Origin of the sequence: Polaribacter irgensii 23-P (assembly GCF_000153225.1) — a bacterium.
Taxonomy (GTDB): domain Bacteria; phylum Bacteroidota; class Bacteroidia; order Flavobacteriales; family Flavobacteriaceae; genus Polaribacter; species Polaribacter irgensii.
In genome coordinates this window covers 162,509-178,151 of record NZ_CH724148.1, presented here as the reverse complement: position 1 = coordinate 178,151, position 15,643 = coordinate 162,509, and the positions used below count along the sequence as shown (strand labels likewise).

Below are 15,643 nucleotides of genomic sequence, written 5' to 3'. Positions count from 1 at the left end.
ACAATTACTTTGAGATACTAAACCAATCCCCATGGAAACAAAAACAAACCTAAGTCAAGAAGAGAACATCGCACAATTACTAGAATTGGCAAAAGAAGATAATACCAATATTACATCAATAAAGAAAAACACTCAATTTATTGCATGGACTTTAATTATATCAATGATAATTACTGCACTTAGCTATGCCGTACTTTTCGGTAAAACAGGATATTTCAGGGCCTATTAATTTATAATTTTTAAGTGTGTTACATCGCGCTATCTTAATTCGAATTAGGTTAAAAAGTTTATTAACGGGCAAAAGTTGTTTAAAATGAGTAAGGGAGTAGAAAAACCAAGTTTCAGTTAGTTGTTAAAGGATTTAAATTCCATTTGTGAAATACCAGAAAGAATAAATTCGATTGATTTAATTAGGTTAAAAGAGTTAGATACTCAATTAGATAAAATGCTATTTAAAATGTTTAACTCCATAGATCAATTATTGGTTGCAAATCATAATCATGAGCAGCCGAAAATGCGAGATATTGAGCATTGGAAAAATAATCTTTTTCAGTATGGTTTTAGTTATAATGGGTTAGTTGATTTTAAAGAATTAATACAAAATAAAATTATTTTTCTGTCAGTAAAACAAACCAACACTTTTAACGATCTTATTTTTAAAGATGCACCCAGTGAGAGATTTTTTAATTATTTGGTTGAGGAATGGCTAATGGTTGAAGATAATCAGACAACTGCATTAATATTTGTATTTACAGAAATGTGGTATAAAAAGATAGATAAAGAAACACCATATAAAATTAAAAGTACACAAACAGACTTTGCTCGTGAATATTGGAATAAAAACTATTTAATATTTTTGAGTTAAATGCTAAAAACCTAAAATTGAACAATGATAATTTTACAAATTACTATGACGATCAGTTTAAAAAATACTGATACGAATTTCAAGGGGGATAGATACCCCTAATATCCTTCTATATAGCCTAAGATGAGGTTAGATATTTGCATTAACAATAACAATAAAACATAAGTTATGACAGATGCAATTTTAGTAAATGGGGTAACACCTGAAAAATTAACAGAAACCATTTTAAATGGTGTTAGAAGTCAGTTAAACGAATTAAAAAAAGATTTAACACCGAAGGAACCCGAGGACTTTTTAACGAGAATGGAGACGGCTAAACTTTTAAAAATTAGCCTCACTACTATTCATGAATGGGCAAATACTGACATTTTAAAAATGTATAAAGTAGGTAATCGCACTTACTTTAGTCGTAAAGAAATAGAAAGTACTTTGTTTAACTCTAATCGTTAAGAGTTATGAGAACGGGCAACAAGAAGTATGTAAGAGCTATTTACAATATAGATTCCTCTTGTAATAATACAGATATAAAGAGGGAATATGTTTTTGTTATAAAAAATAATTCTTTAATTGACAGGGTTTTAAAGAGCCAGATTAAAATTGAAAAGGATAATGGTTTTCATGATAGAAGTAGGCACTTTGATTACTGGCTATATTTTAGAAATAATACTAATTGGAGTAGGTGTTTTAAAACTGGATTGGCAAGGACTTCAATAAAATATGTATTTGAGGGAAATGTATCAGAACCAATTATTTTAAATGTAAAAAACAATAAGGGGAAAGACTGGGAAAATCCGAAACACTTTATAATATTATAGTTTTTTAAAAATTCAGAAACTGTTGTAATCGACCTATTTAGAGATTTTCACCCTTTTAAAAAGGCGTTGATTGAGTTAATCGTAAAACAACATAAACTCTACATATAATAAAAAAAGGAGCTGTTAAGAGTTCCTTTTTAAGTTGTTCAAATGTTTGTATTCACGGGCAGTAAATACATAATAAATATAATGAAAAAAAACGATAATTTTCAATATGTTCTTACCATAAATCAATGGGTAATTATTGAATTTTTTAAGGCTAAACAGTTTAATCTTGAAAGATCAAAGGAGCTGAAAGGGAAACACTATTTTATACTAACATTAATAGTTAAGTTGTATTTGAATAAAAATCTAATAAATAAAACGTTTAAAGGTTCGGTATATACGTTGATGGGTAATACTCTCTTTTATGATAATTTACCCTTAACGTTTGTTAAAAAGGCTAAAATAGTAAAGGAAAAGAAAAGGGAAGATTTGTCTTTAAAAAGGAATTTACAAAACTATTTAAAAAGATTGATTGATTTAGGTTTTATATATAGAGTTATCGAAAACGAAACAATAAGGTATTTGAGAGTGGATGAAGTCTTTCTATCTAAATGTAATAAAGTTAAAATTAAACTTTCTCCTTTAGAACTTGTAAATAAATTTGCGAAAAAGAGTATTAAAATTATTGAAAAAGAATACACTCAATTACTGCCTTATGGCCGATACTCAAGTTTAGAGAAAACGTTTTTTGTTAACGAACATTTCAATCAATAGATGTATGATAAATATGATTTTGATAAACAAGATATATGTTTAAGATTTAAAATATATTTAGACGAATGTATAAAAGACCCCCTGCTATAAGATAAAGGGATATAAATAAATCCTAATCTTATTCTTTATACTTATGAAAATTATTTCTTTCCCTTATGAAAATTATTTCAACATATTATTATATTAAATATTAAATAAATATATACAGAAATAAATAAATTTTTATAGATATATACTTAGTTATGGGTAGGTAGTGGGATAAATCCATAGAGTAATATATCAGTGTACATCGCCTTTAAGTTAGGGAAATATACAATAGAAAAACGAACAATAGGGGGGTAAGTATTTGGTTATTGATATTCTAAATAGAAAAAACGGATTCTTTTTATTTAAAAATCACCAGTTGAATTAGTGGGTTCCTTCTGTTTTAATCAAGAGGGTTTTTTTATATTTGATTGAGATGCATCCAAATCAATTAAAGAATAGATTTATAAAATTTTAAATATGGCTTTAGATCAGATAGTGATTATAGGAAATGGATTTGATAAATCAATTGGTTGCCCTAGCAGTTACAGAGAGTTTTTGTTTTTTCTATTAAAAAAAGAAATTACAAAAGTATGTAACGAAGAGAATCATCAACCCAATAAGTTTTATGAGGCAAAAAATCCAATATTTACATTTCATTTTATAAGATTTGTGGGAAAAGAGAATTTTCTCTCTGCTATTGATAAGATTAAAACCATAAAAGATGTTCGTCTTTTTTTTGAAAAAGATATTGTTATGTATAGGTTCATATCACCATTTATTGAAGAATTATTTAACACAGAAAATGATAATTGGGGAGATATTGAGGTGATATATTATAAAAGTCTATTAAGTATAAGTAAAAAGGATAATCAGAATATTCCATTATTAAATAGTCAGCTAGAGTTCATAAGGGATGAGTTATTAAAATATTTATCAGACCTTAATTTAGTTACTAGTGCCGTTCATAGATTCGGACCGAATGATTTTAGTGATATTTTATTAAAGGAAACTAGAGCTAACGGAGTTAATAATAGCTCGACAAAAAAAGAGGTACGTTTAGATAATATCTGTTTTATTAATTTTAACTACACAAATTTTTTAAACGAAATTATTAGTAAAACTGAATTTAAAAATTCAAAGGTTATCTCTATTCACGGAAATATAAATAATAAAGAAGATGTGATATTCGGTTATGGTGACGAGGATAACGAAGATTTTAATAATTTAAAAAATGATGGGAGAAATGTATTATTAAAACATATAAAAACATATAATTATCAGAATAACGACAATTATAAGAAACTACTAGTGTTTTTATCGCGGTCAAAGGATTTTCAAGTTGTTATTTATGGTCATTCTTGCTCATTGTCAGATAAAGTTTTGTTAAGGGAGATTTTTGAGAATAATAAATGTAAGTCAATAAGAGTGCTCCATTATAAAGGTTCTAAAAATTATTACGATATTTTATATAACATAAGTAGAGTTTTTCAGAAAAATAAACAAGTAAGGGAAAAAGTTAATCCTTTTGATGAACTAGATGAAATACCACAAATTGATTTAGTTAAATAATATTATGGGGAATATGTGGGGAAAATAAAAACACCTCTTCGTTTAAACTTATATAAACGTTGAGGTGTTAATAATTAATAGTGGAGACGCCGAGAATCGAACTCGGGTCCAAACAAGCAGTCAAAAAGCTTTCTACATATTTATTTCTTTCTTAGTTTTCGACTAAAAGCTGATTAAGAACAATCCAATTTTAGCTTAACTTCTTTAGTTTCAAAAACCTGTCGAAATATCAGGCTTTCTATATTTACTTTTACGATATCCAAAAGTGAAACGCCGCAAATCAAGGCTGTTCGTGGACATAAAGCTTGCACACCTAGTGTGCCGAGGCCAATCCTACTATAATTCGGATTATGCAGCTAAAGCGTAGTTATCTTCGCCGTTTAAAAAGTTGAAATTAGGTTTTACGAGTATTATTTCATAACTCGATATGCTTACCAATCTACTGTCCTTGCTGTCAAAACCAGTCGTCCCCAAAATGTCAATGAACTATTTCTATCTTTAGAAATGCTCAATACAAAAGTATAAAAAATACAGTTGGTTATCCGTATTAATTCCAATATCTTCGAACAAATATTTATTTCCGTATTTCACACTATTTTTTAGGAACTAATAACCGCAAAGATCATGAAGTTTGGCATTATAAGAGAACGAAAAAATCCACCAGATAGAAGAGTTGTTTTTTCTCCTGAAAAATTAAAAGAATTCAAAGATGAATATAAGTCTGCTGAGTTTCTTGTAGAAAGTTCCAATATTCGGGTGTTTTCTGACCAACAATACAAAGAAGTCGGTTTTGAAGTAACACAAGACATGGCAAGTTGTGATGTTTTATTTGGTGTGAAAGAAGTACCGATAGCCGATCTGATTCCAAATAAAAAATATTTTTTCTTTAGCCATACAATTAAAAAGCAACCCTACAACCGTGATTTGATGCGTGCGATTCTTGATAAAAACATCGAATTGTATGATCATGAGACAATCGCAAAAGAAAATGGCAATCGTTTGATTGGTTTTGGACGCTATGCTGGTATTGTGGGAGCCTATAATGGCTTTAGAGCAATTGGATTGAAAAATGCTACTTTCACATTGCCCAAAGCAGAAACTTTAGTGGGGCAGGTAGAATTAATAGCGGCTTTAAATGCAGTAGACATTCCGAAGTATAAAATTTTATTAACTGGAAATGGAAGAGTTGCGTATGGTGCAAAAGAGATGTTAGATGCAATGCGTATAAGAAGGGTTTCGGTGCAAGAATATCTCGAAAACTTCTTTGAAGAACCCGTGTATTGTTTAGCGGATGTGTTAGATTACAACAAACATAAAGTGGATAAGAATACCACGAATAGACATTTTTACACGCATCCATTAGATTATGTTTCTGACTTTTTTCGTTTTGCAAAGGTGACAGATTTTTTTATTGCCGGGCATTTTTACGGAAGTAGCGCACCCTATCTCTTTACCCGAGAAGAGGCAAAAGCTAAATATTTTAAAATTAAATTTGTAGCCGATATCTCTTGTGATGTAGATGGGCCAGTAGCCTCTACCTTAAGAGCGTCTACGATCGAAGATCCTATATATGGGTACGATCCAAATACCGCGTCTGAAGTGGATTATAATGCTCCTAATGCAATTGTTGTAATGGCTGTAGATAATTTGCCTTGTGAATTGCCAAAGGATTCAAGTGAAGGATTTGGAGCCTTGTTTTTAGAAAATGTAATTCCTGCTTTCTTCAATGATGATAAAGATGGAGTACTGCAGCGCGCAAAGATGACAGCAAATGGAAAACTAACTACACGTTTCTCATATTTGCAAGCATATATTGATGGCAAAGAATAAATGACTGAAGACAGACAATTTTTAATAGACTTAGCCAAAATGCAAATGCCTTTTGGAAAGTATAAGGGAACCTTTTTAATTGATTTACCTGAGCATTATATTGTGTGGTATAAAACCAAAGGGTTTCCTGCAGGAAAATTAGGGAAGCAGATGGGGTTGGTGTATGAGTTGCAGCTTAATGGACTCGAAGAAATGGTTCGGGAGATTAGAAAAAAGTTTTAAATCTTATTTTTTATTAAAAGTATTAATTTTTATTTTATGCATTATCTAACAACTACGCCGTAGGTTACGTGAGAGATGGCTAAAATAGTAAAAGTAGTATTCCAATAGCTAGGAATTACAAAGCATAGAATGCCTAATAGTAATGATAAAATGCTTAAAAAAAGTAAGTTTTTACGCTCTTTGTTTCTAATAACAAATAAGAACAACGCATATATTATCAAGAAAACAGGCATTAATAAATCGATAAAGCCATACGTCATAAGTTTTGTTAATAGTACAAACACAAAAACGACAGCAATTGCGAATTTCATAAAGAACTTTGTTGTTTTTGAGTTCCAAAAACGTTGCTGAAAGCTTCGAGCTGTTCTTAGTCCGCTAATAAATAAAGCGAGCGAAGAGATCAAAACAAAAGTAGCAGCCAAAACAATAAATATAATTTCGATAATTTCTGGTGATAAAAAAGCTATGGAATGACCTTCAATTAAAAAACTCTCTAGAATGTACTTATAAATGTAGCCAAGTAGAAAGAAATAACCACCTATTAGAACACTCGTAAATCCTCGTAAAGTGAAATTGACTTCAAAATTATCATGTAAAACTGTTTTTTTTACCATAAATAGTAACTCTCTTTTGTAAAGATACAAAATGAGAAGTAATTTGGTGAAATTGCAAAAGATAAAAATTGGAAAACTAGCACTTTAGCTCTGATGTCTACACGTTTATTTTTATTTCAATTTACTAAAAAAAAATAAGTCCTTTTAAAATTTTATATAAGACATTCATTTGTAAAGTTATAGGTGTTTGTGAAAATTATTAATTGTTTTTCTAATGGCTACTAAATTAGTTAAGAGTGCTTCGAGGTTGTCTAAGTGTAACATATTTGCACCATCACTTTTTGCATTTGAGGGATCAAAATGGGTTTCTATAAACAATCCATCTACATTATTTACAATTCCAGCTCTGGCAATCGTCTCGATCATTTCTGGTCTACCACCAGTTACTCCTGCAATTTGATTGGGTTGCTGCAAGGAATGAGTAACATCTAAAATGGTTGGAGCAAATGCGCGCATTTCAGGGATTCCCCTAAAATCTACAATCATATCTTGGTAACCAAACATGGTACCTCTGTCTGTAATCCACGCTTTGTTAGAACCGGCATCTTTTACTTTTTGTACGGCGTGCTTCATCGCATCAGGACTCATAAATTGTCCTTTTTTAAGGTTGACGACTTTCCCTGTCTTAGCAGCTGCAACTACCAAATCGGTTTGACGCACCAAGAAAGCAGGTATTTGCAAAACATCTACATATTCTGCTGCTTTTATAGCATCAGAAACTTCATGTATATCTGTCACTGTCGGTACGCCGAAGGTTTCAGACACTTTGCGCAAAATTTTCAATGCTTTTTCATCTCCAATTCCTGTGAAACTGTCAATCCTACTTCTATTTGCTTTTTTAAAACTTCCTTTGAAGATATATGGAATTTTTAACTTGTCTGCAATGTGAACCACTTTCTCGGCAATGCGCATTGCCATTTCTTCGCTTTCAATAGCACAGGGTCCTGCAAGTAGAAAAAAGTTATTCTCGTTAGTATGTTTTATATTCGGTATTTCAGATAAGATCATTAGTTAAAATTTTAGGTAAAAATACATAAAATTATACATTCTTTAGATTGTTGAATTTTAAGAATTTTAACTTTTTAAGTACTGTAAAAGTTATTTTTTCTTCAATTAATAGGTATATTTCAACATCGAAAAAATATTAGAATGAATTATAAGTATGTATTATTTGCAATGTCTTTTGGGGTTATCTCTTGTAAGACTTCAAAAAGTAGTATTCACACTGAAAAGTATGCAGTTGAAATAACAAGTGCAGCTTCAGAAGTTCGCATCGATTCTAATCTTATTAGAAAGCATGTGTATACACTGGCCTCCGATGCCATGGAAGGGAGAGCAAGTGGAACTGCTGGAATTGAAAAGGCGGCAAAGTACATAGAAAATGAATTTAAGAAAATTGGATTGTCAGTATTTGCAGATTTAGAAAATTACAGACAAACCTTCACGTTTAAAAATAAAAGAACACAGCAAGATGTGACCTCTTGTAATATTATTGGGGTGTTGGAGGGGAAAAGTAGAAAGGAAGAATATGTAATTGTTTCTGCACATTATGACCACCTTGGGATGCAGCAGGAAGTTGCGGGAGACCGCATTTACAACGGTGCAAATGACGATGCCTCTGGAGTTGCGGGTGTATTGGCATTGGCAAAATACTATCAGGAAATAGGCAGTGAAAGAACCCTTGTTTTTGTGGCTTTTACTGCCGAAGAAATGGGTTTAATCGGTTCTACATATTTTGGAAAAGGCATCGATGCTGAGAAGTTTGTCGCGGGTATCAATTTAGAAATGATTGGAAAAACACCCAGTTTTGGACCAAATACAGCCTGGTTAACAGGCTTCGAAAGATCTGATTTTGGAACTATTATTCAACAAAATTTAATGGGAACTGGATATCAATTATTTCCAGATCCGTATCGAAATTTCAATTTATTTTTTAGATCAGACAATGCCTCATTGGCAAGATTAGGAGTTCCTTCGCATACTTTTTCTACCACCCCAATTGATGTAGATCCAGATTATCACAAAGTATCAGATGCTGCAGAAACTTTAAATATGACAGTGATTACACAAACGATACAGGCGGTGGCAAAAGGAATAAAAAGTATTGTCAATGGAAAAGATACACCAACAAGAGTGGTGCTTGAAGAGGTAAAGAAGTGATTGTACAAGTGCCAATACCAGTGCTCTAAATAATAGATAAAGGGTTATATTGCCTAAAAAAAATACCGTTTATAATTGATATCTAATAGACAGTCCTAAATTAGAATTTACATTATCTACGTTACCTATGAGTCTTACTTCTGGTCTGAAGTCTAGGGATAATAAGAGAGGTATCTTAAATTGATATTCTACGCCGATAATTCCAGAGGCAAAAATAGAGGTGCCACTTGCTTCATAAATTCCTGAGCCGAAACCCGCATACCAATTAAAATTTTCTTCTAAACTCCAAACCCACTCATGTAGTCCTACAAGTTTTAAATCCCTAAAACCATCCCTTGTGCTTAAATTTATTTCCAAACGAGTATGTTCTTTTAATTTTCTTTGGTAAGAGATTTCAGAGTTAAAACTATTATTATTAGTCAAGCGCAAACCAATTACATTGTCTGAAATTTCCTGTGCGTTGGCCGATAATATTGTGGCTAAAAATAGTGCAAATGCTAAAAATATTTTCGTCATTTTTTTTGACGAAGATAAAATATTTATTAATCTAAAAATTAGATTCCATTATTTTTCGCGTATTTAATATAGATGTATCCCTTTAAATTGTTTAAAGTAATTTTTATTCTAGTTTGATTCTAATAATATTCATTTTTGGAAGGAGCTTTTGTATTTTTGACATTCTAAATTTTTTTACATGAACATTCATTTTATTGCTATTGGAGGAAGTGCGATGCACAACCTTGCAATTGCATTGCATCAAAAGGGGTATCAAGTTTCTGGAAGTGACGATGCCATTCACAACCCGTCTAAAGCTAGGTTGGAAAAATACGGATTGTTACCCACGGAGTTTGGTTGGTTTTCAGAAAAAATAACGACTAATTTAGACGTGGTAATCCTGGGAATGCATGCAAAAAAAAACAATATAGAACTTTTAAAAGCACAGGCAATAGGTGTTAAAATCTATTCATATCCCGAGTTTTTGTTCGAGCAATCTAAAAATAAAACACGAGTTGTAATTGGAGGCTCTCACGGAAAAACAACCGTTACCTCAATGATCCTACATGTGTTAAAATACCATGAAAGAGCAGTAGATTATATGGTAGGTGCGCAACTGGAAGGTTTTGAAACAATGGTGCATTTAACAGAAGAAAATGACTTTATTGTATTGGAAGGAGACGAGTATCTTAGTTCACCGATTGATATGCGTCCTAAATTTCACTTGTACAAGCCAAATATTGCCTTGATTACCGGTATTGCGTGGGATCATATTAATGTGTTTCCAAATTTTGAGAATTATACAGATCAATTTAAAATTTTTACAGATGCAATGGTTCCTGGGGGAAGTATGGTTTATAATGAAGAAGATGCCATCGTAAAAGAGGTGGTCGAAGCTTCTCTTAATCAAATTAAAAAGTATCCGTATCAAACTCCGAATCATTTTATAGAAGACGGAATTACCTATTTAGAAACGGTAGAGGGAGATTTACCTTTAGAAATTTTTGGGAAGCACAATCTTCAAAATTTGGCAGGTGCAAAGTGGATTTGCCAACATATGGGAATTGACGAGGACGACTTTTATGAGGCCATTGCAAATTTTAAAGGAGCGAGTAAAAGATTAGAGAAGATCGCCGAAAATAAGTCGACGGTAATTTTTAAGGATTTTGCACACAGTCCAAGTAAAGTTTTAGCAGCGACAAACGCTGTTAAAGAACAATATGCAGATAGAACTATTTTAGCGTGTTTAGAACTACATACCTATTCTAGTTTGAATACAACCTTCCTTTCAGAGTACCATGGTGCATTAAACGCTGCGGATAAAGCAGTCGTCTTTTATGCGCCAGAAGCGTTGAAATTAAAGCAATTAGAAGCAGTGACTGTGACACAAATTGCAGAAGCATTTGGAAGAGATGATCTAATTATTTATACAAATCCACAAGAATTTCAAGAATATTTATTTCGTCAGAATTTAGAAAATACGGCCCTGGTGTTAATGAGCTCTGGCAATTACGGTGGTTTGGATTTTGAAGCGCTAAAAACAAAGCTTTAGGCTTTTCTAATTCCTATTTGAATTAGTTTTTCTTTGCGCCACTGGGCATCTGAAATTCTTTTAAGAAGCCATTTGCGTAGCGCTTTGTTGAAAATTGATTTCTTAAGAATTATCAATCTTTTTGAAATAAAAAGCTGTTTTGCCGTCTTAAGCTGGCGTTTCGCTCTTATATTGTTGCTAAGCGCTTGCTCATAGAAGGCATTGAGATAAGCATTGGTGTTTAAACTACTGTGATACTTTAAAGTTTCAGGTTTGCTAAAAACCTCAAAACAATTTGCTAGAAAGCAATTTAGGGGATGTTTTAGTCGTTCAAATTTATTAAAAGCTTCTTTTGCACTTGTCTTTTTAGAGAGTAAAAAAACATCGTAGGCATTTCTGAGAGAAATATTTTTGTACTGAAATCCATCGTCATTTATCTGCACTGCAATTATGGACAATGCCAATTGATTTTGAAAACTTAGCAAATGAATAGTTTTTACTTTTTGTATATCTTTTGCAATGAGGGCATAATTAAATTCATTGGCGTATTTTTCAACTAAAAACTCTTTGTGAATCTCTACTGCGGCAATATTACCCTTTTTTCGCAATCTTGGATAATGCCTGAAGTGCGGGTAATCGTAGGTGGTTTTATCTACTTTTGAGTAACTGTTTTGCGTGAGCACTTCGATAGCGATTGGATAGTGATCCGGAGAGAAAATAAAATCAATATCACCTACCATTCTTTCTGCGGGATCTTCATATAAATTTTCAAGTAAATTCCCCGTTCCTTTTAAAAATATTGGGGGTATCTGATGTCTTGTTAATAGTTGGTTGATTTCTTGAGCTTGCGCAATAATTTGAGTATTTCTTTTTCGATTTAGATCGGTTATGTGTTGCATGTGTGCAATCAGATCTACAGGTAAATAATGTAAGAATACTGCTCTTTTTAAGTTACAGTACAAAGCAGGAAACACTAAGTGTGCTGTGCTCACTTTTACAATTGATTCCCAATCTATATTTCCAGCTTTTAATTCTTCTTCAATTTCTTTTTTGTTTTTTTCTTCTAAGGAAATAGTCAAACACTTTGCAATAAAAAAAAGCGTGTCTTTATAGGTCATTTGTAAATATTTTAGAAACCGTTGCAATCATTTTCTCATTTTCTGAATAGGTGATTTGATAATAATTTAAAGAGGTAAACCATTCTAAAAATAGTTGAACATTTTCTTTTATTGGGGACAACCAAGAGTCTGGAACTAAGAGTTGAAAAGCAGCTATCTTGGATATTTTAGTACATTTTAAAACACTGTCTTTTTCGTATTTAATAAATACTAAATCTTTACAAGGCAAGTGAGATAGAAAATTTGTGTTGTTTGGTTTTAAGAACCTAACAGTTTTATTTAATTCTTTAAAATGATATACTATGCTATTTTCCAGATCAGGGTAGCGTGTGAGTAAGGTGTTTAAACTATTCTCTTTAACAGAAATAGCTGCAGGAAAACTATACACATTTTTTGTCTTGGAATCTATTGGGACAAAATCATCTGCCAAGCAGGTAAATCCGTTTGCTTGCAACAATGCTAGAGAAGTGCTTTTTCCATTTCCAGAATTTCCTAAGAACAGTATTGATTTTTTTCCATTTGAAACTGCGGAGGCATGAAAAACACCTAGCCACTGACGTTCTTCTTTACTGTGAATTTTTTGAATGAACTCCATAGAAAACTTCCCTTGGAAAAAGTGAATTTCTTTGCGGTTCCAGCCGTTGATAAAGGTATTGTTCACGTATAAGTATATGAAATTATCTTGTGAGAAAACACTAAAGGTATGTGAGTGGTTGCTTTTTTTTGGAACCTCCAAATGTGCAAACTTCGGATGCACTAGATACAGTTCATATTCAGAAGAAAAGGCCATTTTAAAAAGAAGCTCATTTACTTTATAATATTTAATGTATTGAAATAGTTTTGGTTTTTTTATTATTTTACAAACAGCATTCGCTCTTGGTGTTTTTGATGTTTTAACTTTTTTCTCTAAATCTACTATAAAATCAATTGCTGTATTTAACGGCACTTTTAAATCGTTAACAATAGTAGTTGCTATTTCTTGAACTGTATTTCCTGAGTAGAGCTTTTCTATAATCGTGGCAGTCGTGTTTTCTACTATTAAATATTCATTAGAGTGTTCAGACCAAACAATCGTTTTATCTTCTATTCTTGTTGACACGTATTTAAGTCCTTTTTTCATCGCTACCAAACGTAGTTGTTTCTTCCTTAGCATAACTTTAATAGTGATGCAGCTTAATATGTTATTTTTAAAATAAACATTAAAACCCCATTCCTGGATTTTCGGGGCTATGGCTTTGTGCTTTTTTAGGATCTAAAATCAGGTAGGTACCAAGTGCAGTTAAAATTGAATTTTCCCCATATTTACTTATTTTATTTAAAGCTTCCTTTCGCGAAATTTTTTGATTTTTAGCTTTTTGATGTTTCATGATTTTTTAATTTTACAATTATTAGGAGCCTAGAATCATTTTTTTGTGAAGTATTCCAAGTTTTGTTTTTAACGCAATAATATAAAGGCCTCTCTTTAGTCTTGGCAATTCGATATCCTTAATTTCTTTAGACTTAAGAGAGGCTTCTAAGATTTTTATGCCCAGTATATTATATAATGTGATGTTTGCCTTTAAGTGAGGGATGCCTGAAATTCTTAAGGAAGTTGGACTTCTCTGATAGATACTTATGTTTTTTAAGATGTTCGCTTTATCAGTTTTCAAAGAGGTTTCTGAGGTGTGCAAGTAGAAGCGTCCGACACCGTTTAGCGCAGTATCTAATGTAACTTTGTATTCGTCATTGTCTTGGGTTAACACAATAAATTTGTTTTGAGGTCTGTCTTCTAAAAATATATTTAAGTTTGGAGGGAGGTTTATTGTTTTTGTGGAGAAGGTAATCTCTTTGTCAACTGCAGCATTTATTCCAATAGGAACCACCATTGCTGCATAGTTCAGATTTGGTAAAGATTGTATTTGGTAGTCTTGTCCTTGACTGTTCGAAATTAAATGAGTGTAAATTGTGAAGGGGTGTGCAGTGCCTCCAAACAACTTTCCCTCATGGCCGTTCTCGTAACCAGTACTTCGTTCTGGTGCATAGTATATAACTGCATACCGAGAGTTTATTTTATCTTTCATAATAATTTTGATACTTATTTTTGATTCCTTTTGAAAAGTATCAGAAGATTCGTGAGATTGATGACTTTCTAAAAATTGAGCAATGTTGGTGTTGGCCGCTTCAACAAAAAAAGCTTGTCCTGGTGCAATTTTATAAGGTATACTTGAAATTTTAGTATCATAGGAAGCCGTACTTTGATTCCAAATATATATTTCTTCTTGAGCGAGCATGGCGGTATTTAAGGATAAAAAATCGTGGCTATTGATGTATGCGGCAAAAGGGTTTCCTATAAGGTTAAAATTGTTCCCTTCATTCTCAGCTGCTGCAGACAAAGGAATAAATATGTTTGATGTAGACATGCTTCCCGTAAAGGAAATGAAACCGGGAGCGGCTAGTTTTGTAGCATATCCTTTGCTCGTTATAAGGTCTTCTGCAGCAGTATCAGAAAAATAAGACCACCGATCAGTCGCAATTGTTTGTGTATTATCATAACTAGCAAAACTTATTTCGTTGTCTTCATTTGTCATAAAGTTATTATTTGAACGCATGTTGGTCATTGTTTCTCCTTGCACTGGGCTCGAAACTAAATACCAAGTTTTGAGTCCGTCAATGTGGTACTCTAAGTCTCTGTGATAGGTAACAGCACCATTTGAAGTTCCGGTAACAATTAAGGATGCACTAGAGTTAAGTGTAATTTGTGTTCCTTCTATGATGGCAATGTTGCCAGCATTAGCGCTATTTCCTGCTGCGATATTCGGAGTTTCAGCAGTGATTGGAATCTGTGCGAAAGAACTTGAAGTAGGGATGCCATTATCCCAGTTTGCAGAAGAATTCCAAAGATTGCTTGAAGCTCCAAGCCAATTTGTTGTGTTTGTAGTGAAGGCCTCTTGTGAGAAGGGTAATAGGCTTTCTCCATCAATATTTGCTGCAGCCTTTTCCCATTTGGAACTATCTCCGATAAAAGATAAATAGTCACTATACAAGATATTTGAAGAGCGACTACCATTATAAAACCCAGCTTCTGAATTTTCTGAACTATAAAAATTCACAAAGGTGCTTCCTACGATTAAAGAAGTATCTGAAAAATGAGCCCCTTCGTTTCCTGCCCCATTTTGAATACCTGCTAACCAAACAGCAACACTGTTTATGGTTCCTGTATATGCAAATAAAGCATCCCCATTTGTAGAAAGGTTAAAGCGACCAATCTGGTCTGTAAGCGCTCCAATGGATACTTTTCTAGAAGCACTTGAATCAAAATCATTAAAAATAACAACGGTACCTGATTTTAAGACGGTGTTTCCCGCACTCCATTCCACAGTGCCCTCACTACCCGATAAGCTCGTGGCACTTGCAGGTTGTTTATCAGAAAAATAAATAATTGTATTTTTAGGTTGGTCTTTTAATATTACAATAGCAAAGTCGTCATCACCATCTGCATTAAATCCTATAAAAGCGATGTCTCCTGAAGTTTGAGAAAAGAGAAGTGCAGGTATTGTTATAACAAGAATTAAGGAGGTGATTTTAAAATTTTTGTGGAGTTTCATGACTTTTGTTCGTTGGGGTTCAGTAAGATACAAAAAAAAATAGTATTTATTGAA

At 32.4% G+C, this 15,643-nt stretch carries 17 protein-coding genes and 1 other RNA gene; 10 read left to right on the top strand and 8 right to left on the bottom strand.

All coding sequences use genetic code 11. The annotated features are described in order from the left end of the window. The first annotated feature begins 31 nt into the window (after positions 1–31). From PI23P_RS00810 to PI23P_RS00785, 6 genes are all read left to right on the top strand, one after another. Entirely contained in the window at positions 32–229 is a 198-nt protein-coding gene (locus PI23P_RS00810; RefSeq protein WP_004568791.1) for a hypothetical protein, read from the top strand. A gap of 120 nt (positions 230–349) precedes the next feature. Continuing rightward, a complete protein-coding gene (locus PI23P_RS00805; RefSeq protein ID WP_004568790.1) occupies positions 350–865 on the top strand; it encodes a hypothetical protein in 516 nt (171 codons plus the stop codon). A 168-nt stretch (positions 866–1,033) separates the two neighbouring features. Further along, positions 1,034–1,315 (top strand): helix-turn-helix domain-containing protein, encoded by a 282-nt coding sequence (locus PI23P_RS00800; protein ID WP_004568789.1) that lies wholly within the window; start codon positions 1,034–1,036, stop codon positions 1,313–1,315. A 5-nt stretch (positions 1,316–1,320) separates the two neighbouring features. Further along, positions 1,321–1,680, top strand: a complete 360-nt coding sequence (locus tag PI23P_RS00795; protein WP_004568788.1) for a hypothetical protein — start codon at positions 1,321–1,323, stop codon at positions 1,678–1,680. A 189-nt stretch (positions 1,681–1,869) separates the two neighbouring features. Continuing rightward, on the top strand, positions 1,870–2,439 hold the full coding sequence (locus PI23P_RS00790) for a hypothetical protein (RefSeq protein ID WP_004568787.1): 570 nt from the start codon (positions 1,870–1,872) through the stop codon (positions 2,437–2,439). Between the two features lie 504 nt (positions 2,440–2,943). Then, positions 2,944–4,035, top strand: a complete 1,092-nt coding sequence (locus PI23P_RS00785; RefSeq protein WP_004568786.1) for an AbiH family protein — start codon at positions 2,944–2,946, stop codon at positions 4,033–4,035. Between the two features lie 78 nt (positions 4,036–4,113). Here the strand turns inward: PI23P_RS00785 and ssrA are convergent. Continuing rightward, positions 4,114–4,507: a transfer-messenger RNA gene (gene ssrA / locus PI23P_RS12300) on the bottom strand. Positions 4,508–4,659: 152 nt separating this feature from the next. On the opposite strand from ssrA, the gene PI23P_RS00780 reads away from it, so the two are divergent. Both PI23P_RS00780 and PI23P_RS00775 read left to right on the top strand, forming a co-directional pair. Continuing rightward, entirely contained in the window at positions 4,660–5,865 is a 1,206-nt protein-coding gene (locus PI23P_RS00780) for an NAD(P)-dependent oxidoreductase (protein WP_004568785.1), read from the top strand. Next, positions 5,866–6,087: a DUF3820 family protein gene (locus PI23P_RS00775; RefSeq protein WP_004568784.1), complete on the top strand. Its 222-nt coding sequence runs from the start codon at positions 5,866–5,868 to the stop codon at positions 6,085–6,087. A gap of 41 nt (positions 6,088–6,128) precedes the next feature. On the opposite strand, the gene PI23P_RS00770 is transcribed toward PI23P_RS00775, so the two are convergent. Further along, positions 6,129–6,701: a hypothetical protein gene (locus PI23P_RS00770; RefSeq protein WP_004568783.1), complete on the bottom strand. Its 573-nt coding sequence runs from the start codon at positions 6,699–6,701 to the stop codon at positions 6,129–6,131. A gap of 177 nt (positions 6,702–6,878) precedes the next feature. Then, positions 6,879–7,709, bottom strand: coding sequence for a 3-deoxy-8-phosphooctulonate synthase (gene kdsA / locus PI23P_RS00765; RefSeq protein WP_004568782.1), 831 nt, complete (start codon positions 7,707–7,709; stop codon positions 6,879–6,881). Positions 7,710–7,850: 141 nt separating this feature from the next. On the opposite strand from kdsA, the gene PI23P_RS00760 reads away from it, so the two are divergent. Further along, entirely contained in the window at positions 7,851–8,861 is a 1,011-nt protein-coding gene (locus tag PI23P_RS00760) for a M28 family peptidase (protein ID WP_004568781.1), read from the top strand. A gap of 69 nt (positions 8,862–8,930) precedes the next feature. Here the strand turns inward: PI23P_RS00760 and PI23P_RS00755 are convergent, their stop codons facing one another. Beyond that, positions 8,931–9,377 (bottom strand): hypothetical protein, encoded by a 447-nt coding sequence (locus PI23P_RS00755; RefSeq protein ID WP_004568780.1) that lies wholly within the window; start codon positions 9,375–9,377, stop codon positions 8,931–8,933. A 178-nt stretch (positions 9,378–9,555) separates the two neighbouring features. Between PI23P_RS00755 and PI23P_RS00750 the strand changes: the two genes are divergently transcribed. Continuing rightward, complete coding sequence (locus PI23P_RS00750; RefSeq protein ID WP_004568779.1) at positions 9,556–10,908, top strand: UDP-N-acetylmuramate--L-alanine ligase; 1,353 nt, start codon at positions 9,556–9,558, stop codon at positions 10,906–10,908. On the opposite strand, the gene PI23P_RS00745 is transcribed toward PI23P_RS00750, so the two are convergent. From PI23P_RS00745 to PI23P_RS00735, 4 genes are all read right to left on the bottom strand, one after another. Continuing rightward, a complete protein-coding gene (locus PI23P_RS00745) occupies positions 10,905–12,005 on the bottom strand; it encodes a nucleotidyltransferase family protein (RefSeq protein WP_004568778.1) in 1,101 nt (366 codons plus the stop codon). The two genes, PI23P_RS00750 and PI23P_RS00745, sit on opposite strands and share 4 nt — an antisense overlap. Then, positions 11,995–13,125: a phosphoenolpyruvate carboxykinase (ATP) gene (locus PI23P_RS00740; RefSeq protein WP_004568777.1), complete on the bottom strand. Its 1,131-nt coding sequence runs from the start codon at positions 13,123–13,125 to the stop codon at positions 11,995–11,997. Before PI23P_RS00740 ends, PI23P_RS00745 begins: the two co-directional genes overlap by 11 nt. 79 nt (positions 13,126–13,204) lie before the next feature. Further along, a complete protein-coding gene (locus PI23P_RS12620) occupies positions 13,205–13,372 on the bottom strand; it encodes a hypothetical protein (RefSeq protein WP_004568776.1) in 168 nt (55 codons plus the stop codon). Positions 13,373–13,393: 21 nt separating this feature from the next. Beyond that, complete coding sequence (locus PI23P_RS00735; protein WP_004568775.1) at positions 13,394–15,589, bottom strand: DUF8693 domain-containing protein; 2,196 nt, start codon at positions 15,587–15,589, stop codon at positions 13,394–13,396. Positions 15,590–15,643: the final 54 nt, after the last annotated feature.